The organism is Acidovorax sp. Leaf191 (assembly GCF_001424425.1).
In the GTDB taxonomy this organism is placed as follows: Bacteria; Pseudomonadota; Gammaproteobacteria; order Burkholderiales; family Burkholderiaceae_C; genus Acidovorax.
Genome location: NZ_LMPT01000003.1, coordinates 12,228 through 30,189, shown reverse-complemented (window position 1 = coordinate 30,189; position 17,962 = coordinate 12,228). Strand labels below are relative to the sequence as shown.

The following is a 17,962-nucleotide window of genomic DNA, read 5'->3' as shown; positions in this document are numbered from 1 at the left end:
TGAAGGAATTTTTGGTTGGTGCAAGGCATGGCAATTTTCTCCCTGTGATTGCATTGATTGAAAATGTTTGTCGAATAAAGCGTTCTTATGATGGTAGTAGAAAGTTGTGTGAAAAATACTTAAATTAAATCCTCTTGGATTGCGAGTAAATTAATGATCAGTGAAAATTGCGTGGATTTTTTATTTATTGCAAGTGGGGCCTTCCTCAGTCCCCCATCACCACACCCTCGCGCCGTGGGTCGGCGCCACCCATCCACAGCTTCTTGCCATGGGCGTTGCCCAGGGTGATGGCCTGCAGGCCGCTGGTCATGTTCATCTCGCGCACTTCGGCGCCGCGGGCGCGCAGGGCTTCCACAGTAGCGGGCGGGAAGCGCTTTTCCTCCAGCAGCGTGGGCCCGTTCATGGAGCCGAAGTTGGGCAGGTTGATGGCCTGCTGCGGCATCAGGCCCCAGTTGAGCACGCCGTACAGCGTCTTGGCGGTGTAGTGGATGATGGCCGCGCCGCCGGGGCTGCCGCCGCTCATCAAGAGCTCGCCCGTGGCCTTGTCGAACACCAGCGTGGGGGCCATGGACGAGCGCGGGCGCTTGCCGGGCTGCACGCGGTTGGCAATGGGCTGGCCCTGCGCGTCGGCGGGCGCGAAGCTGAAGTCGGTGAGTTCGTTGTTGAGCAGGAAGCCCCCGCTGCGTGCGGCGCTGGTGGTCACCATCTGCCGCGCGCCGAACTGGTCTTCGATGGTGGTGGTCATGGCCACTGCGTTGCCGAAAGCGTCGACGATGCTGATGTGGCTGGTGCCGTACTCGGGCTGGTCGGGCATGGGCGCGTAGCTGGTCTTCACCGCGCCGGGGTTGCCGGGCTGCGCGACCTTCATGCTCTGCGCGCCGATGAGCTTGGCGCGGTCGGCCAGGTAGGCGGGTGCGAGCAGGCTGCTCCAGCTGCCCGCGGGGGGCTGCACGAAGTCGGGGTCGGCGACGTACTGCGCGCGGTCGGCGAACGCCAGGCGCGCAGCCTCGGTGTACAGGTGCAGCCAGTCGGCCGAGGGGATGCCGTCCTGAAGCGGCTTGGCGGCGGCGTCGGTGTTCTTGAGGATGCCCAGGATCTGCCCGATGGCGATGGCGCCCGAGCTGGGCGGCGGGAAGCCGCAGACGCGGAAGTCCTTGGTGGCGACCTGGTAGTCGTGGCACAGCGCCTCGCGCTTTTTAGGCTGGTAGCCGGCCAGGTCGGCCAAGCTGAGCTTGCCGGGGTTGGTGGGGTGCTTTTGCACCTTGTCGACGATGGCCTGGGCGATCTCGCCCTCGTGCAGGGCCTTGCTGCCTTCGGCGGCGATGCGGCGCAGCACCGCAGCCAGTTCGGGGTTGCGCAGGTTCACGCCCACGTCGCGGGCATCGCCGTCGGCCTTGTAGAAGTAGGCGGCGGCCACCGGGTCCTTTTTGAGGTGCGGGTCCGCCGCCACCAGGGTATTGAGCCGCGCGCTGATCTTGAAGCCGCCCTCGGCCAGGGTGATGGCGGGCTGGAACAGTGTGGCCCAGGGCAGCTTGCCGTGCTGCTTGTGCGCCAGCTCCAGCATGCGCACGGTGCCGGGCACGCCGACCGAGCGGCCGCCCACCACGCCGTCGTAGAACGGCACAGGTTTGCCGTCGGCGCCGAGGAAGAGTTTTTCGTCCGCAGCGGCGGGGGCGGTCTCGCGCCCGTCGTAGGCCTCCACCGCCTTGCCGTTGCTGTGCAGCAAGAAGGCGCCGCCGCCGATGCCGCTGGACTGCGGCTCGACCAGGGTCAGCACCATCTGCACCGCAATGGCCGCGTCCACGGCCGAGCCCCCGGCCTTGAGGATCTGGTAGCCCGCATCGGTCGCCAGCGGGTTGGCGGCGGCCACGGCGAACTTCTCGGTGGCCCAGCCCGGTTTTTCGGTGTAGCCCGACGAGCCCTCCGGCTGGGCCGGCACGGTGTAGGCGAACTGCGAGGGGCTGATGGTGCCAGCGCAGCCCGCCAACAGTGCGGCGAGCGCGGTGCCGGTGATCAGGCCAGGGCGCAAACGCCGGGACGATGCCGGGGCCGGCGGGACGATGGGGGACATGGGCTTCTCCTTCGTGGCAAGCAAGAAGCGGCCATCGTACGGTGCTCAGCCCGCGCAAGGGCTCGGCGTTACATTGCGCTACAGGCGCTGGGTTTGAAGCTTTTTATGGCCCTGCCGCTGTCTGGACAAGCGCGACCAGCTATCAAAAGAGGAGCGTTCACGCCGCCACGGGCCCGGCGCGCCCGTCTTGCACGACGAACTTGGCCAGGGTGCTCACGCCGCTGTCCGCGCGCATCGGGTCGTCCACGGTGCGCAGGGTGGTGGTCCAGCGTTCGGGCGTGATGTCGGCAATGCCGTAGCCGCGCAGGTCGCAGCGGGCCAGCAGCACGTGGGGGTTGTGCCGGGCCACGGCGTCCACCTTGTCCTGCGTGGTGCCCGAGCGCGAGCTGATGGAGGTGCCGCAGAACTCGCTGGCGATGACGGGAGAATCCGGTCGGTCTGCGTCGGCGTGCACGCGGCATACATAGTTCTGGTGGATGTCGCCGCCCAGCAGCACGGTGTTGCGGGGAGCGTGGCGGGCCACCGATTGCAGCAGGCGCGCGCGGCCGGCGGGGTAGCCGTCCCAGTTGTCGGTGGTCACCGTGCCGGATGGGTAGTGGCGGGGCGAGAACAGCGTCTGCTGGGCCAGCAAGCTCCAGCGGGTGGCGTCCGGCGCGGCCGCGTCGCTGGCCAGACCTGTGTCGAGCCACTGCTCCTGCGCCGCGCCAAGGTAGGTGCGGGCCGGGTCGGCCAGCTCGGCGCAGGCGCCGGCGCGCACGGCGCCTGCGTTGGCGGAATCGGGCGTGCGGCAGGCTTGCCAGGTGCGGTACTGGCGGCCGTCCAGCAGGTGGATGTGGGCCAGGCGGCCCCAGCGCAGCCGGCGGTAGACCTGCAGCGCGTCCCACCGGGTGTCGGGGAAGGGCCGGGCCAGGCTCGTGGCGCGCAGGGGCATGTTCTCGTAGAACGCTTGCCACGCGGCGCCGCGCATCGCCAGGAAGTGCGGGGTGTCGCCCCGGCCTGCGCCCGCGGCGTAGTCGTTTTGCACTTCGTGGTCGTCCCAGGTCACGGCCCAGGGGCAGGTGGCATGGGCGGCCTGCAGGGCCGGGTCGCTCTTGTGCAGTGCGTACCGGTCGCGGTAGTCGGCCAGCGTGGTCGCCACCTTGAGGGTGTGGGTGCGCGCCAGGTCCGATGCATTCTTGGGCGTGGCATATTCGTAGATGTAGTCGCCCAGGAACAGCACCAGGTCGGGCTGGTCGGCCGCCAGGTGGCGCCACGCGGCGTACTGGCCGTGCTCCCACCGCTGGCACGACGCAAAGGCCACCCGCAGCGCATCCGGCAGGTCGCCCGCCGCAGGCGCGGTGCGCGTGCGGCCCACGGCGCTGACCGCATCGCCCAGCATGAAGCGGTAGTGGTACCAACGCCCCGGCGCTAGGCCGCGCAGCTCCACATGCACGCTGTGGCCCAGCTGCGGCAGGGCAGGCGCCTCGCCCTTTTGCACGATCTTCGCAAAGCGCGCATCGTGCGCCACCTCCCACCGCACGGTGTGGGCCGCCTGCAGCTGCGCCGCATCGGCCAGCACCAGGCGCGTCCACAGCACCACCCCGTCCGGCGCCGGATCGCCACTGGCCACGCCCAGCGCGAACGGGTGGGTGGACAGCGAAGGCGCGTTGCTCCACGCCCAGCGGGGCAGGGCAGTCGCTGCGGCCGCGTAGGCGGCGAGTTGTAGAAATGCGCGGCGGTCCATGGTCGGTGACGTTTCAGGTGATGGGCAACAGCAGCCCGAGCAGGCGCTGCTTTGAGCAGCATCCTAATCAAGCGGACGTCGATACCGGCGCGCCCCCAGGCCCGTGCCACCGTGGAACTGGCTCTGCCAGGCCACGGGTGGCGTCCCCCTGGGGGAAGGCGCCGCAGGCGACTCAGGGGGAGCCGCTACGCCGGCATCACCCGGTTCTTGCCCGACCGCTTGGCCAGGTACATGCCCTGGTCCGCGCGGCGGATGGCGTCGGCGCTGCTTTCGCTGTCTGCCAGCTGGGCCACGCCGGCGCTGAAGGTGATGAGCACCTTCTCGGTGCCCTGCAAAAAGAACCGGGTGGTCAGCTCGCGCTGCAGCCGGGTCATGGCGGCCACGCCGCTGTCGACCGTGGTGTCGGGCAGTACCAGCACGAATTCTTCACCGCCATAGCGCGCCAGCAGGTCCTGGGGGCGCATGACCTCGCGCGTGACCTGTGCCAGGTGAACCAGGGCCGCGTCGCCGCCGGAATGGCCCAGGCGGTCGTTGATGGTCTTGAAATTGTCCACGTCGAGCAGCGCCAGGCACAGCGGCGAGCCCAGGCGGCGCGATCGGGCGATCTCGCGCTCCATCGCCTCGTCCAGGCCCTTGCGGTTGAGCGATCCGGTCAGCGGGTCGTGCCGTGCCTGGGCGCTGGCGCGGTCGAGCTCTTCCTGCAGCTTGGCCACCTCGGCGCGCTTGGCTTCGGTGCGCTCGCGCAGGTCCTGCAGTTCGTCGTGGGTCACGCGGCTGTCCAGGGCCATGGAGCGGGTCGCGCTCATCACCTCCTGCAGCACCGGGGCGATCTCCTCGATGGTGTTGGCCTTGCCGATCAGGTCGGCGCAGCGCTCCATCGTGCCCTGGTAGGTGGTGCTGGAGGCGGTGATCCGCGCCAGGCGCTCGATGAAGGTGGTGAGCATTTCCTTCATCTGCTCCTGCGCCTCCACCGTGCGGGCCTTGGCCTCGGCCTGCTTGAAGATCACGTCCTTCAGGCGGCGCTGCACGTCGTCCAGCCGGCGCAGGGTCAGCGGCGGGGTGGATGCTGCCATCAGCGCCTGGGCCTGGCCCTGCAGCCAGCGGTCTTCGGCGCTGAGCACGGCAATGTTCTCGAACACCATGTGCAGCAGGTTCAGCAGGCCGCTGCGGATGGCGCCTTGCTCTTCGGTGGCGAACGACAGCCGGTAGGTGAAGTTGCCCAGCATGAGCTGGGCGGTGGAGATGGGGGGCGCGGGCTCGCGCAGGAAGGTGACGAGCTGCTGCGCCATCTCGATCACGCGGGCGTCGTCGTCGCCCAGCGCGGGCAGCACGTTGTCCACCAGGCGCGCCAAGAGCTGCGCAAATTCGTCGGGCAGGATGGCGGCGGGCGGGGCGGCGTCCGCGGCTGTCTCGATGGGCGTGGCCGTGGCCGACATGGGGTTCAGCCCCAGGTTGGCGTAGCCGACCATGGTGCTTTGCAACGACGACCAGTCCTTCTGGATGATTGCCCGCTCGAATTGGCCCAAAAGGCGCTTTTGCGCTGGGGTCTGCCCCGGCAGCACCCGCAGGATCTGGCTCAGCGGCCCCTCGGGAAAGGGCTGCGGGCTGCGGGTTTCGGCGATCTCGTCATACAGCGCCAGATAGTTGTCGGGCGTGGGCTGCAAGCGGCGGATGGCCAGCTGCTTGAGTGTCTCGCGCGCGATTTCGGAGGGTGGACGGTCGGCCATGTGCTGACACCAGGGTCTGAGGGGGCGAAGTCCCCAAGTGTGACACAGCAGCCGCTGTTTGGGTGCCGCCCCCGGGGGGCAAAAACGCCAGTGACCCGGGGTGGCGGGCGCGGGTTGATGCGCCCTACCGCTGTCAGTTGACCATGACCAGTTTGCCCATCACGCCGCGCGACCCCATGTGCGCGTAGGCGGCTGGCAGCTCGGCCATGGGCATGGTGCGGTCGATCACCGGCTTGATCTTGCCCTGGGCGTACCACTGCGCCAGCTCGCCCATCATGGCGGCGTTGGCCTTGGGTTCGCGCTTGGCGAAGTCGCCCCAGAACACGCCCACGATGGACGCGCCCTTGAGCAGCGCCAGGTTGAAGGGCAGGGCCGGGATGGGGCCGGACGCAAACCCCACCACCAGGTAGCGGCCGCGCCAGGCGATGGAGCGGAACGCGGGCTCGGCAAAGTCGCCGCCCACCGGGTCGTAGATCACGTCGGGGCCCTTGCCGTCGGTCAGTGCCTTGATGGACTCGCGCAGGTTCTCCTTGGTGTAGTTGATGGTGGCGTCCGCCCCGATGGAGGTGCACAGCGCGCATTTCTCGTCGCTGGAGGCCGCTGCGATCACGCGCGCGCCCATGGCCTTGGCGATCTGGATGGCCGAGGTGCCCACGCCGCCGGCAGCGCCCAGCACCAGCACCGTCTCGCCCGCCTTGAGCGCGGCGCGGTCCACCAGCGCGTGGTAGGACGTGGCGTAGATCATGATGAACGCGGCTGCGTCCACGTGCGAGAAGCCTTCGGGCAGCGGCATGCACAGCGCAGCAGGCGCGATGGTGTGCGTGCCGAAGCCGCCCGTGCCGGACAGGCAGGCCACGTTCTGGCCCACTTTCAGGTGCGTCACGCCGTCACCCACTGCCGCTACCACGCCGGCATATTCGGAGCCGGGCACGAAGGGCAGCGGCGGTTTCATCTGGTACTTGTTCTGCACGATGAGCAGGTCGGGAAAGTTCAGGCTGGCGGCCTTGATCTCGATGAGGACCTCGCCGGCTTGGGGCGTGGGCGTGGGCAGTTCGGTCCAGGCCAGGGCGTCGACGCCGACGGGGTTGGTGCAAAGCCAAGCGTGCATGGGATGGGTCTCCGGTCAATTTTGTTGAACGGATGATAGGTGGGGGGCCCGGGCGCGCGTTGTCCCACGAGCGACCGCCTTGGCTGGCGCGCGAGGGCGGGGCGGGCGGGGCACTGCGACCTACAATCGGTTGCAACCCCCTGCTGCCACCCATGAAAATTCTGATCTCCAACGACGACGGCTACCAGGCTCCGGGCATCGTGGCATTGCACGATGCACTTAAGACCCTTGACGGGGTCGAGGTGGAGGTGGTCGCGCCAGAGCACAACAACAGCGCCAAGTCGAATGCGCTGACGCTGCACTCGCCGCTGACCGTCACCAAGGCCTACAACGGCTTTCGGTATGTGAACGGCACGCCGGCCGACTGCGTGCACATCGCGCTCACCGGGCTGCTGGGCTACCGGCCCGACCTGGTGGTCTCCGGCATCAACAATGGCGCCAACATGGGCGACGACACCATCTACTCGGGCACGGTGGGTGCGGCGATGGAGGGCTACCTGTTCGGCGTCCCGGCCATCGCGTTCTCCCAGGTCGACAAGGGCTGGGGCGAGATCGAGGCCGCAGCCGCCAAGGCCCGCGAGATCGTGGAGCAAATGCGCGCCCAGCAGCTCGTCAATGAAACACCGTGGTTGTTGAACGTGAACATTCCCAACCTGCCCCTGGACGTGCTCAAGCCCATCAAGCTGTGCCGGCTGGGCCGCCGCCATGCGGCCGAGCGTGTCATCGTGCAGGAAAACCCGCGGGGTGAGGCGATGTACTGGATCGGCAGCGCGGGCGCAGCCAAGGACGATGCCGAAGGCACCGACTTCCACGCCACCGTGCAAGGCCATGTGTCGATCACACCGCTGAAGGTGGATCTGACCGACCACGACAACCTGGGTTATTGGGCGCAGACGGCGTCGCGACTGGCGTCAGGGGCGGCCCACGCCCCGAAGGCGTGACGATGCAGCAGCGCCGCCCCGGATTCCCGGCCCGTCTGCCGGGTACGGCGGCACCGACGCCAGCGCGCCCGGCCCCTGCGGCGCCGCTGGGGGGGCGGCCGCCGGCACCTTCGCCGTCGGGGGTGGGGCTTGATTCCGCGGCCGTGCGCGCGCGCATGGTGCAAAAGCTGGCGGCGGGCGGCATCACGTCGTCCGCCGTGCTGCAGGCCATGGGGGCGGTGCAGCGCCACCAGTTCGTGGACAGCGCGCTCGTCAACCAGGCGTATGAAGACACCAGCCTGCCCATTGGGCTCGGCCAGACCATTTCAAAACCCAATGTGGTGGCCCGCATGTGCGAGCTGCTGCTGGGCGCGGACATTGCACGCTCCGGCGGCCTGGGCCGGGTGCTGGAGATCGGCACCGGCTGTGGCTACCAGGCGGCGGTGCTCAGCCATCTGGCGCGCGAGGTCTACACGCTGGAGCGGCTGCGCGGGCTGCACGACAAGGCCCGCAGCAATCTGCGGCCGTTTCGGCTGGCGAATGTCCATCTGCTGTTTGGCGACGGCATGCTGGGCTATGCCAAGGGGGCGCCTTACGCGGCCATCATCGCGGCCGCAGGCGGCGACGCCGTGCCGCAGGCGTGGTGCGACCAGCTGGCCGTCGGCGGACGGCTGGTGGCCCCCATGGCCGTGGCGGGCGGGCAGCAGATGTTGCTCGTGATCGACAAAACCCCGCACGGATTGAAACAAAACGTGCTGGAGCCCGTACATTTTGTCCCCCTAAAATCGGGGGTTGCCTAGAAGGGCTCGTGCGTTGGCACGCGTCCTCCCTGGGGCATGAGGTCAGCGGTTGCCACGGCGCGAGCGTTGATCTCATGGTCCAGCGCATGGGAACAGCCGGGAAAAGGTCCGGCTTCTGCATCGCAGCCCGCTTGCGGTCTTCATCTCTTGGCGCATCGCGCGCCTTGTTGCCGGGCCTTTTACCGGTTTTCGTGAGCACGTGAGTGCACAACACGGTCCAAAGGGAAATGCTTATGTTCGTATCGCGTGGTCTTGTGGTTGGGTTTACCGTGGCGCTGGCGGGGCTTGCGCTCACCGGTTGCGGCACCCGGCTGAACAGGGCTCCTGTGGAAGACCGGGGCACGGCGTCCCAGTCTCCCGCGCCTTCTGCCGGCGCACAGTCCGGCGTGGTGGTGGGCACCCCCATCAAGCCCCTGCCGGGCGCCGAAAACGCAGGCAAGCCGGGCTACTACACCGTCAAGCCTGGGGATACCCTCATTCGCATCGGCCTGGAATCCGGCCAGAGCTGGAAAGACATCGCCCGCTGGAACAACCTGGAAAACGCCAACCTGATCGAAGTCGGCCAGGTGCTGCGCGTGGTGGCTCCCGGGGCTGCATCGCAAGCGGTGGCGTCCGATACCGGGGTGGTCACCCGCCCGGTGGCGTCGTCCTCGGTGACGCCGGCCACGCCGGCCAGCGGCCCTGTGCCGCCCGCCAGCGCAGCCAAGCCCGGTGCGCCTGCAGCCTCGGGCCCGATGGTGGCGGCTGCACCGGTGCCTGCCGCGCCCAGCGCTCCCGCCGCTGCAGGGGGAGACGACGAACTGGCCTTCATCTGGCCCGCCCCTGGCTCGCTGATCGCGGGCTTCGACGAGGCGCGCAACAAGGGCTACGACATCGCTGGCAAAGCGGGCGACCCCGTGTTGGCCGCGGCCGATGGCCGCGTGGTGTACGCCGGTGCCGGCCTGCGCGGCTACGGCAACCTGGTGATCCTCAAGCACAACAACACCTTCCTGACGGCCTACGCCCACAACCAGACGCTGCTGGTCAAGGAAGACCAGGCGGTGCGCAAGGGCCAGAAGATCGCCGAGATGGGCAGCACCGACGCCGACCGCGTGAAGCTGCACTTCGAGATCCGCCGCCAGGGCAAGCCTGTCGACCCGTCTCGCTACCTGCCAGCGCGCTGAAGCCGTGGCCACCCCGCCGCTCAGCGGTATGAGCCCCGCTGCGCGGGCGGTTCAGGCCGGCGACAGTGACCTGCTGCCTGAAGACTCCGACGAATCCGAAGATTCCGGCGGCCTGGCCGAAGGCGCTGCCGGCGAACTGCGCACCATGACCGTCGCTGTCGCGCAGCACGGCGCGCGGCTCGACCGGGCGCTGGTCGAGCTGGTGCCCGAGTTTTCGCGCAGCTACCTGCAGCAACTGCTGTCGCAAGGCATGGTCCGCCTGCAAGGCGCGCCGGCACTGAAGGCATCGGCCAAGGTGAAGGCCGGCGATCAGATCGTGCTGGAAATGCGGCCGACCCTGCAGAGCCAGGCGTTCAGGCCCGAGCCTATGGACATCGACGTGGTCTACGAAGATGCCCACCTGCTGGTCGTGAACAAGCCTGCCGGCCTGGTCGTGCACCCGGCGCCCGGCAATTGGAGCGGCACACTGCTCAACGGCCTGCTGGCCCGCGACGAAAAGGCGCTCATGGTGCCGCGCGCCGGCATCGTTCACCGTCTGGACAAGGACACGAGCGGCCTGATGGTGGTGGCCCGGGATCGTGCCACCATGGACGCCCTGGTCGCGCTGATTGCCGAGCGCCAGGTCAAGCGCCAGTACGTCGCCTTGGCGCACGGCGCCTGGAGCGGGCCCACGACCCGCGCTGTCAACGCGCCCATCGGCCGAGACCCGCGCAACCGCCTGCGGATGGCGGTGGTGGACCTGGCGGTGCATGCCGGCAAGGCGGCACGCACCGACATCCGCTGGCTGGAGGGCTCGGAGCAGGGCTGCTGGGTGCAGTGCACCTTGCACACCGGCCGCACGCACCAGATCCGCGTGCACATGGCATCGCTGAAACACCCGCTGGTGGGGGATGTGCTGTACGGCGGCGCGCCCGTGGAGGCGATGCAGCGGCAGGCGCTGCATGCCTACCGCTTGGCCTTCGCCCACCCCGTGACGGGCCAGGCCCTGGAGTTCATGGCCCCGGTGCCCGAGGATATGCGCCAGGCCCTTGCTGCATGGGGCCTGGGCTACAATGCGCCCTGACGGCCCCACAGGCCCCCAGCCCGAAGACGGAATCCCGCCGGGCCCTTGCGTCGCGCCGGCGCCTTGCACAGTGCGCCATTGCTATTGATTGCCCCCTGCTGTTGATGTGACACCCGTCGCGACGCGTGCCACTTTTCCAGGAATCGCCAAACCATGAACACGGTGGATGCCAAACGGGTCCTCGAAACTGCGCTGATCTGCGCGCAGCAGCCTGTGCCTTTGCGCGAGCTGCGCGTGCTGTTCAACGACGCACTGGGGTCCGACACCTTGAAGCTGCTGCTGCAGGATCTGCAGCTGGACTGGGCGCAGCGTGGCGTGGAGCTGGTGCAGGTGGCCACAGGCTGGCGCTTTCAGAGCCGCCCGGAAATGCGGGAGTACCTGGACCGGTTGCACCCCGAAAAGCCCCCGCGCTACACCCGGGCCACGATGGAGACCCTGGCGATCATTGCGTACCGCCAGCCGGTCACCCGCGGCGATATCGAGGACATCCGGGGCGTGACGGTCAACAGCCTGATCATCAAGCAATTGGAGGACCGGGGTTGGGTCGAGGTCATCGGCCACCGGGAGACGGTGGGCCGACCGTCGCTGTTTGCGACCACGCGGCAGTTTCTGGACGACATGGGCCTGCAGTCGCTGGACCAGTTGCCAGTGCTCGACGACCCGTCTGGCAATGCCAACGTGCTGGAGGCCATGGCGGCAGCGGCGCAAGGTGTGATCGAGCCTGAACCCGAAGCCGCGCAGGCGCCGGAACCGGGGCTGGGGGTGGAGGTTGCCGAAGCCGAAGCCGAAGCCGTGGCCGTGGCACCTGAGCGTGAAGAGGAGCAGGCGGAACCGCAGATTTCGCCAGAGCCAGAGCCAGAGCCAGAGCTGCGCAGGGACGATTTTTTTGACAATGTGGAGACAGGTCTCCACGATGACGACGCCGATACCCCCGGTGGTATCCAGGGAAAAACTTGATGAACGATTCGACCCCCGACAACCCGGCCACCGAGCCGGACGCAGAGCCCGCTGTAGCGGCCAAGAAGCCGGCTGCCAAGCGTGCGCCCCGCAAGAAGCCCGCCCCGGCCGTGGTGGCGGCGGACGCGCCGGTGGACGCGGTGAGCGTGGACTCGTCGTCCGCCGAGGCTCCACAGCCGTCGGAGCAGCCTGCACAGCTGGACGTGACTTCCGCGCCCGCCGGCGACGAGGCTCCCCAGGGTGAAAATCCGAGTGCCGCGGATGCCGCCGAGGCAGCCGACGTGCCTGCGCGTGGCGACCGGCGTCCTCCGCAGGGGCAGTCCCGCGGCCAGCGCCCGCCGCGCCCTGACGGCGAAGGCCGTGGCCAGAAGCGCAACCAGCCTGCGCTGGCGGTGGATGGTTATGAGTTTGCGGATGTGGTGTCGGGCCGCTTCGACGACGAAGAAACCGCTGCAGAGGCCGTGCCCGCCAAGCGCGTGCTGCTGCCTCAGGTGGAAACCCCCAAGCTGCACAAGGTCTTGGCGCAGGCGGGCCTGGGCTCCCGGCTGGAGATGGAGCAGCTCATCCTGGAGGGGCGCATCTCCGTCAACAACGAGCCGGCCCACATCGGCCAGCGCATCCAGTACGGCGACCAGGTCAAGGTCAACGGCAAGCCGATCCGCTACCGCATCGACCCGCCGCCAGCCCGTGTGATCGCTTATCACAAGCCCGTGGGCGAGGTGGTGACGCACGACGATCCGCAAAACAGGCCCACCGTGTTCCGCAAGCTGCCGCGCCTGATGCAGGGCAAGTGGCAGTCCGTGGGTCGCCTGGATCTGAACACCGAAGGGCTGCTGCTGTTCACCAGTTCAGGCGAGCTGGCCAACAAGCTGATGCATCCGCGCTTTGGCCTGGAACGTGAGTACGCAGTGCGTGTGCTGGGCGCGCTCAGCAACGAAGAGAAGCAAAAGCTGCTGGACGGCGTGCGCCTGGACGACGGCATGGCCGCTTTCGGTTCCATCGAAGATGGCGGCGGAGAAGGCTCCAACTGCTGGTACCGCGTCACGATCTCCGAAGGGCGTAACCGCGAAGTGCGCCGCATGCTGGAGGCCGTGGGTCACGCGGTGAGCCGCCTGATCCGTATCCGCTACGGCGCCATGGTCTTGCCGCGCGGCCTCAAGCGGGGCGCGTGGCTGGAGCTGGACGACACCGACATCCGGGCCCTGGTCCGGGCCGCAAGTGCTGGTGCGCCCGAAGGGGCTCCAGCGCGCGCCGAGGGCCCGGCCGGTGCCCATGGCGATGCGGGTTCCCGCAATGGTGACAAGCGCCAGCGGGGCGGCCGCAATGCCTCGCGCGGCAATGGTCCGCGCCGCGACGGTTTCCCCAGCCCGACCGGAGCCTTTGGCGGGCAGGCGCCCGCACGCGGACAAAAACCGCGCCGCGATGGCGGTGGCCAGGGGCAGGGCGGCCGTGGCAATGGCTCGGGGGGCAGTGCGCAACCCGACCCGATGAAGACCTCGGTGGGCTACATCGGCACGGACAGCCTTGCGCGCCATCGCCAGGACAAGCGCCGCCCCGGTGGCGGTGGCAGCGGCGGTGGTGGCCCTCGGCGCGGTGGGCGTTGACGCGCCGACCCGTCGGCGCTGCCGGTTAGAATCGAGGGCTTTGTCCGCTGGACAAACGAATCACAGCTAAATCATTCATTCAGGAAATCAACATGGCAATCGAACGCACTCTCTCCATCATCAAGCCCGACGCAGTGGCCAAGAACGTCATCGGTCAGATCTACGCCCGCTTTGAAGCTGCTGGCCTGAAGGTTGTGGCCGCCCGCATGGTGCACCTGTCGCGCCTGGAAGCCGAGCAGTTCTATGGCGTGCACAAGGAGCGTCCTTTCTTCAAGGACCTCGTGGACTTCATGATCTCCGGCCCCGTGATGATCCAGGCCCTGGAAGGCGAGAACGCCATCCTGAAGAACCGCGAACTGATGGGCGCCACCGACCCCAAGAAGGCAGAAGCCGGCACCATCCGCGCTGACTTCGCCGACAGCATCGACGCCAATGCAGTGCATGGCTCCGACGCTGCCGAAACGGCTGCCGCAGAAGTCGCTTTCTTCTTCCCCGGCCTGAACGTCTACTCGCGTTGATATGGTGATCCCCATGCCTGTTCCCGCCATGGTGGGATGCCTGCGTCATGGGGAGCACTGCGCCCGGCCCCATGGGAGGTCGGTGCGATGACCACGAACCTGCTCGAATTCGATCTCGACGGCCTGGCGGCCTTCTGTGAGCAGCTGGGGGAAAAGCGCTTTCGCGCCACCCAGCTGTTCCGCTGGATACACCAGCGCGGCGCCAGTGACTTCGACGCCATGAGCGATCTGGCCAAGGCCTTGCGCGACAAGCTCAAGGGCTGCGCCCGGGTCGAGGCGCTGCCTGTCATTTCTGAACACGTGTCGTCCGATGGCACCGTGAAGTGGCTGTTCGACGTGGGCGACGGCAATGCCGTGGAGGCCGTGTTCATCCCCGAGGATGACCGCGGCACGCTGTGCATCTCATCCCAGGCGGGTTGCGCCGTGGGGTGCCGTTTCTGCTCCACGGGACACCAGGGTTTCAGCAGAAACCTGACCACCGGCGAAATCATCGCCCAGCTGTGGTTTGCCGAACATTCGCTGCGCAAGCGCCTGCACACCGGCGAACGGGTGATCTCCAACGTCGTGATGATGGGGATGGGTGAACCGCTGCAGAACTACACCGCTCTCGTGCCGGCACTGCGCGCCATGCTGGACGACCACGGCTATGGCCTGTCGCGCCGGCGCGTGACGGTCTCCACATCGGGTGTGGTGCCCATGATGGACCGGCTGTCCCAGGACTGCCCCGTGGCCCTGGCGGTGTCGCTGCATGCGCCCAATGATCCGCTGCGCGACAACCTCGTACCGCTCAACCGCAAGTATCCGATCGAGGAGCTGCTCGAGGCCTGCAACCGCTATTTGGCGCATGCGCCACGCGACTTCATCACGTTCGAATACTGCATGCTCGACGGCGTCAATGACCAGATCGAGCATGCGCATCAACTCATTGAGTTGGTGCGTCCGGCGCGCGGCGCTGGCGTGCGCTGCAAGTTCAACCTGATCCCCTTCAATCCGTTCCCCGCATCAGGGCTGTTGCGTTCGCCGCAGAATCAGGTGCTGGCTTTTGCCAAGGTCTTGAGCGATGCCGGTATTGTCACGACAGTGCGCAAGACCCGCGGCGATGATATCGACGCCGCCTGCGGGCAACTGGCGGGTGACGTCAAGGACCGCACACGTGCCGCTGAACGCATGGCAAAGCAGCGCACAATCGTTCTCAAACCGGTGAATTGATCTACGGATATCGGCTTACATCAAGGAGGCGCTACATGGTGGGATTGGTTGGACGCTGGCAGCAATGGTGCCGCTGGACACTGGTGGCGTGCGGGTCGGTCGCCTGCATGGCGGTCCTTCAAGGCTGCGCAACCAATTCTGCTGGTGGTGCTGCTGCCATCGATTCGAACGCGGGCATCGTCACGCCGTCCGACGAGCCGGAAACACGGCGCCGCGCGCGCATACGTCTGGAGCTGGCATCCAATTATTTCGAGAATGGCCAGACTGCCGTAGCGCTGGACGAGGTCAAGCAGGCGCTTGTCTCGGACCCGAACTACGCAGATGCTTTCAACCTGCGTGGGCTGATCTACATGCGGCTGAACGATCTGGGCCAAGCCGACGACAGCTTTCGGCGTGCGCTCGCCTTGCGGGCCAACGACCCCAACCTGCAGCACAACTACGGCTGGCTGCTGTGCCAGCAGCAAAAATATGCAGAAGCGGATCAGTATTTCGGGCGTGCCTTGGCCAGTCCTGCCTATCCAGCGCGTGCCAAGACCTTGATGGCCCGTGGGCTGTGCCAGTCGGGCGCGGGCCAGTTTGTCGAGGCCGAGCAATCGATGCTGAAGGCCTATGAACTGGACGCTGCGAATCCTGTCGTTGGCTATCACCTGGCGTCGCTGCTGTTGCGCCGCAATGAGTTGACCCGCGCCCAGTTTTATATCCGTCGCCTGAACAACGGCCAGTTTGCCAATTCTGAATCGCTCTGGCTGGGTATCAAGATCGAGCGAGCGCTGGGCGATACGGTGGCGATGCGGCAATTGGTAGACCAGTTGCGCAAGCGTTTCCCGGAATCCCGGGAACTGGGTGCATACGAACGCGGGGCTTTCAATGAGTGAGGTTGTGGAGGGTGCTGTGACGGTAACGGCAGGCGGGTTGCTGCGTGAGGCGCGCCAGGCGAGCGGAATGCACATCGCCGCTTTGGCGGTGGCACTGAAGGTGCCCGTCAGCAAGCTCGAGGCCCTGGAGGCCGACGACTATGCGGCGCTGCCGGACACCGTGTTCGTGCGGGCACTGGCATCCAGCGTGTGCCGGACGCTCAAGGTGGACCCGGGGCCTGTCCTCTCCCTTTTGCCCCAGAGCCAGAGTCCGCGTTTGTCTGCCGACAGCGCCGGGCTGAACGCGCCGGTCAAGGTAAGTGCCGGAAAGTCTTCGTCATCCTCGGCATCGTTTTCTTCCGGCGGCAATGCGCGGTCGCGATCCGTGTCGTTGGTGGTGCTCGCCTTGCTGGTCGGGGCGGTGGCTGTGTTCTTTTTCCCCCGCCAGCCTGGCGGCTGGCCGTTCCTTTCTTCCGGGCCTGCAACCCAGCCCAGCGCGGGCGAGCCCGTGCCGGCATCGCCGCCCACGGAGCCTGCGTCGGTGGTAGAGCCTGTGGCAGTGACTGCGCAGACAGTGGCCAGCGATCCCGTCGCCACGGCACCCGGCGCACGCCCGACCGCCTCGGCTCCTGTGGCGGGTGCGGGGCCGGCTGCTGCTACCGCTACCGCTGCTACGCCTTCGCCTGCGGTGGCAGCCAGTGAACCGGCCAGTGCGGCTGCGGTGGCTTCCGGTACCCTGGTGCTGCGTGCGCGCAGCCAATCCTGGGTGCAGGTCAAGGATGCTGCGGGTGCTGTGGTGCTGCAGCGCAACCTGGCGGCAGAAGAGTCTGTTTCCGTGAGTGCTCCGGCGCCTTTGGCGGTGGTGATCGGCCGTGCCGACGCCACCGAAGTCTTTGTGCGTGGCAAGCCTTTTGATTTGGCGGGTGTATCGCGTGAGAACGTCGCCCGTTTCGAGGTGAAATAGTGGAAAAGCTCCCAACTGAGTTCGGACCCATCGCGGTCGCGTCTGCATTGCCCCGCCGGTCGCGGCAAGCCAGGGTGGTGTGGGGTTCGCGCGTGGTGACCGTGGGCGGTGATGCCCCCGTGCGCGTGCAGTCCATGACCAACACGGACACGGTGGATGCCATCGGCACCGCCATCCAGGTCAAGGAACTCGCGCAGGCCGGGTCGGAGTTCGTGCGCATTACCGTGAACACGCCCGAGGCGGCCGCGGCTGTGCCGTACATCCGCGAGCAGTTGGACCGCATGGGCGAGAGCGTTCCCCTGGTGGGTGACTTCCACTACAACGGTCATCGACTGCTGACGGACTTTCCGGATTGCGCCCAGGCCCTGTCCAAGTACCGCATCAACCCCGGCAATGTCGGCAAGGGCGACAAGCGGGACAAGCAGTTCGGCCAGATGATCGAGGCCGCCATGCGCTGGGACAAGGCAGTGCGCATCGGTGTGAACTGGGGCAGCCTGGACCAGGAACTGTTGGCGGACCTCATGGACACCAACAGCCGGCGCGCCACCCCCTGGGAGGCACGCCAGGTCATGTACGAGGCTCTGATCACGTCCGCCATCGAGTCCGCGCGCCGCGCCGAAGCCATGGGCCTGGACGGCAACCAGATCATCCTGTCGTGCAAGGTCAGTGGTGTGCAGGACCTGATCTCGGTGTACCGCGAGCTGGCACGCCGCTGCGACTATGCGTTGCACTTGGGCCTGACGGAAGCCGGCATGGGCACCAAGGGGACGGTGGCGTCTGCTGCGGCGCTGTCGGTGCTGCTGCAAGAAGGCATCGGCGACACCATCCGGGTGTCCCTGACGCCGCAGCCTGGCGAAGCGCGCACCCAGGAGGTGGTGGTGGCGTCCGAGATACTGCAGGCGCTGGGCCTGCGCGTGTTCGTGCCCAGCGTCACCGCGTGCCCTGGGTGCGGCCGCACGACCAGTACGACGTTCCAGGAGCTCGCCAAGCAGATCGACGATTTCCTGCGTGCCCAGATGCCGGTGTGGCGGGTGCGTTACCCCGGTGTCGAAGGCCTGCGTGTCGCGGTGATGGGCTGTATTGTCAATGGCCCGGGCGAGAGCAAGCATGCAGACATCGGCATCAGCCTGCCGGGCACGGGCGAGGCCCCTGCGGCCCCCGTCTTCATCGATGGCGAAAAGGCCCTGACGCTGCGTGGCGACAACATCGCCAACGAGTTCCATCAAATTGTCGAGCAGTACATCGAGAAGCGTTTCGGCGCTGCTGTGTCTGTGAGCTGAC

Annotated in this window: 15 protein-coding genes; 11 read left to right on the top strand and 4 right to left on the bottom strand. The window is 67.3% G+C overall.

Translation table 11 applies throughout. The features are described from left to right. Positions 1-205 precede the first annotated feature (205 nt). From ASG27_RS04670 to ASG27_RS04655, 4 genes are all read right to left on the bottom strand, one after another. A complete protein-coding gene (locus ASG27_RS04670; RefSeq protein WP_156370968.1) occupies positions 206-2,071 on the bottom strand; it encodes a gamma-glutamyltransferase family protein in 1,866 nt (621 codons plus the stop codon). Positions 2,072-2,228: 157 nt separating this feature from the next. Beyond that, the gene (locus ASG27_RS04665; RefSeq protein ID WP_056411720.1) at positions 2,229-3,794 is read right to left on the bottom strand and encodes an alkaline phosphatase D family protein; all 1,566 of its coding nucleotides are present in this window, start codon (positions 3,792-3,794) and stop codon (positions 2,229-2,231) included. Between the two features lie 185 nt (positions 3,795-3,979). Continuing rightward, positions 3,980-5,521, bottom strand: a complete 1,542-nt coding sequence (locus ASG27_RS04660) for a GGDEF domain-containing protein (protein ID WP_056173897.1) — start codon at positions 5,519-5,521, stop codon at positions 3,980-3,982. A gap of 133 nt (positions 5,522-5,654) precedes the next feature. Continuing rightward, positions 5,655-6,629 carry an NADPH:quinone oxidoreductase family protein gene (locus ASG27_RS04655; RefSeq protein ID WP_056411718.1) on the bottom strand — a complete coding sequence of 325 codons (975 nt, stop codon included), beginning with the start codon at positions 6,627-6,629 and terminating at the stop codon, positions 5,655-5,657. Between the two features lie 152 nt (positions 6,630-6,781). Here ASG27_RS04655 and surE point away from each other — a divergent pair, with 152 nt between their 5' ends. From surE to ispG, 11 genes are all read left to right on the top strand, one after another. Further along, the gene (gene surE / locus ASG27_RS04650; protein WP_056411712.1) at positions 6,782-7,570 is read left to right on the top strand and encodes a 5'/3'-nucleotidase SurE; all 789 of its coding nucleotides are present in this window, start codon (positions 6,782-6,784) and stop codon (positions 7,568-7,570) included. Between the two features lie 2 nt (positions 7,571-7,572). Then, the gene (locus ASG27_RS04645; protein ID WP_056411711.1) at positions 7,573-8,349 is read left to right on the top strand and encodes a protein-L-isoaspartate(D-aspartate) O-methyltransferase; all 777 of its coding nucleotides are present in this window, start codon (positions 7,573-7,575) and stop codon (positions 8,347-8,349) included. Between the two features lie 233 nt (positions 8,350-8,582). Continuing rightward, positions 8,583-9,512, top strand: a complete 930-nt coding sequence (locus tag ASG27_RS04640; protein ID WP_056411709.1) for a peptidoglycan DD-metalloendopeptidase family protein — start codon at positions 8,583-8,585, stop codon at positions 9,510-9,512. A gap of 28 nt (positions 9,513-9,540) precedes the next feature. Then, positions 9,541-10,575 (top strand): RluA family pseudouridine synthase, encoded by a 1,035-nt coding sequence (locus ASG27_RS04635; protein ID WP_056411707.1) that lies wholly within the window; start codon positions 9,541-9,543, stop codon positions 10,573-10,575. 153 nt (positions 10,576-10,728) lie between these two features. Beyond that, positions 10,729-11,532, top strand: coding sequence for an SMC-Scp complex subunit ScpB (gene scpB / locus ASG27_RS04630; protein WP_056411705.1), 804 nt, complete (start codon positions 10,729-10,731; stop codon positions 11,530-11,532). Next, positions 11,532-13,136 (top strand): pseudouridine synthase, encoded by a 1,605-nt coding sequence (locus tag ASG27_RS04625; protein ID WP_056411703.1) that lies wholly within the window; start codon positions 11,532-11,534, stop codon positions 13,134-13,136. Before scpB ends, ASG27_RS04625 begins: the two co-directional genes overlap by 1 nt. A gap of 92 nt (positions 13,137-13,228) precedes the next feature. Beyond that, positions 13,229-13,654 carry a nucleoside-diphosphate kinase gene (gene ndk / locus ASG27_RS04620; protein ID WP_056173919.1) on the top strand — a complete coding sequence of 142 codons (426 nt, stop codon included), beginning with the start codon at positions 13,229-13,231 and terminating at the stop codon, positions 13,652-13,654. A gap of 87 nt (positions 13,655-13,741) precedes the next feature. Then, positions 13,742-14,863, top strand: coding sequence for a 23S rRNA (adenine(2503)-C(2))-methyltransferase RlmN (gene rlmN, locus ASG27_RS04615; protein WP_056411700.1), 1,122 nt, complete (start codon positions 13,742-13,744; stop codon positions 14,861-14,863). A gap of 35 nt (positions 14,864-14,898) precedes the next feature. Then, positions 14,899-15,738 carry a type IV pilus biogenesis/stability protein PilW gene (gene pilW / locus ASG27_RS04610; RefSeq protein ID WP_056411698.1) on the top strand — a complete coding sequence of 280 codons (840 nt, stop codon included), beginning with the start codon at positions 14,899-14,901 and terminating at the stop codon, positions 15,736-15,738. Continuing rightward, entirely contained in the window at positions 15,731-16,681 is a 951-nt protein-coding gene (locus ASG27_RS04605; protein ID WP_056411696.1) for a helix-turn-helix domain-containing protein, read from the top strand. The genes pilW and ASG27_RS04605 overlap by 8 nt, the downstream gene beginning before the upstream one ends. Next, a complete protein-coding gene (gene ispG, locus ASG27_RS04600) occupies positions 16,681-17,961 on the top strand; it encodes a flavodoxin-dependent (E)-4-hydroxy-3-methylbut-2-enyl-diphosphate synthase (protein ID WP_056411694.1) in 1,281 nt (426 codons plus the stop codon). The genes ASG27_RS04605 and ispG overlap by 1 nt, the downstream gene beginning before the upstream one ends. Position 17,962 lies beyond the last annotated feature (1 nt).

Bases quoted from the DNA above. Each gene is read 5' to 3' on its own strand.
- ASG27_RS04605 (WP_056411696.1), top strand. From the start codon at position 15,731: ATGAGTGAGGTTGTGGAGGGTGCTGTGACGGTAACGGCAGGCGGGTTG.
- ASG27_RS04660 (WP_056173897.1), bottom strand. From the start codon at position 5,521: ATGGCCGACCGTCCACCCTCCGAAATCGCGCGCGAGACACTCAAGCAG.
- ndk (WP_056173919.1), top strand. From the start codon at position 13,229: ATGGCAATCGAACGCACTCTCTCCATCATCAAGCCCGACGCAGTGGCC.
- ASG27_RS04645 (WP_056411711.1), top strand. From the start codon at position 7,573: ATGCAGCAGCGCCGCCCCGGATTCCCGGCCCGTCTGCCGGGTACGGCG.
- ASG27_RS04655 (WP_056411718.1), bottom strand. From the start codon at position 6,629: ATGCACGCTTGGCTTTGCACCAACCCCGTCGGCGTCGACGCCCTGGCC.
- ASG27_RS04625 (WP_056411703.1), top strand. From the start codon at position 11,532: ATGAACGATTCGACCCCCGACAACCCGGCCACCGAGCCGGACGCAGAG.
- ASG27_RS04640 (WP_056411709.1), top strand. From the start codon at position 8,583: ATGTTCGTATCGCGTGGTCTTGTGGTTGGGTTTACCGTGGCGCTGGCG.
- pilW (WP_056411698.1), top strand. From the start codon at position 14,899: ATGGTGGGATTGGTTGGACGCTGGCAGCAATGGTGCCGCTGGACACTG.
- ASG27_RS04665 (WP_056411720.1), bottom strand. From the start codon at position 3,794: ATGGACCGCCGCGCATTTCTACAACTCGCCGCCTACGCGGCCGCAGCG.
- surE (WP_056411712.1), top strand. From the start codon at position 6,782: ATGAAAATTCTGATCTCCAACGACGACGGCTACCAGGCTCCGGGCATC.
- scpB (WP_056411705.1), top strand. From the start codon at position 10,729: ATGAACACGGTGGATGCCAAACGGGTCCTCGAAACTGCGCTGATCTGC.
- rlmN (WP_056411700.1), top strand. From the start codon at position 13,742: ATGACCACGAACCTGCTCGAATTCGATCTCGACGGCCTGGCGGCCTTC.
- ASG27_RS04635 (WP_056411707.1), top strand. From the start codon at position 9,541: ATGAGCCCCGCTGCGCGGGCGGTTCAGGCCGGCGACAGTGACCTGCTG.
- ASG27_RS04670 (WP_156370968.1), bottom strand. From the start codon at position 2,071: ATGTCCCCCATCGTCCCGCCGGCCCCGGCATCGTCCCGGCGTTTGCGC.